The organism is Tropicimonas sp. IMCC34043, assembly GCF_003390845.1.
In the GTDB taxonomy this organism is placed as follows: Bacteria; Pseudomonadota; Alphaproteobacteria; order Rhodobacterales; family Rhodobacteraceae; genus Tropicimonas.
This window is the reverse complement of the sequence record NZ_QMEK01000016.1, coordinates 1-255: the sequence shown is the minus strand read 5'-3', so window position 1 is coordinate 255 and position 255 is coordinate 1. Positions and strand designations below refer to the sequence as shown.

At 67.1% G+C, this 255-nt stretch carries 1 protein-coding gene; it reads right to left on the bottom strand.

Annotation, left to right across the window (positions count from 1 at the left end; genetic code table 11):
* Window positions 1-64 precede the first annotated feature (64 nt).
* Window positions 65-255, bottom strand: a 191-nt coding sequence (locus tag DQG17_RS21535) for a hypothetical protein (RefSeq protein ID WP_198666238.1), incomplete at its 5' end; no start/stop codon positions are given.

Below are 255 nucleotides of genomic sequence, written 5' to 3'. Positions count from 1 at the left end.
ATCAGGACGGGGATGTGGTCGATGTCGCGCAGACGGTTCAGAAGGGGCGCGCGGCCCATGTCGGTCATCGGATCGATATCCTTGCTTGGAGCTGAGCCAGCGTCGCCGCGGCATCCTGATACCTGGCATAGCTGGCGTTCAGGCGGTCCGATCTCGGGCCGGGGTCATAGACCCTGAGCGGCCCCGCGGTCTGCGCCAGCGCATCGTCCCAGTCCTCATAAAGGCCCGCCGCCAGACCGGCGCAGATCGCCACGC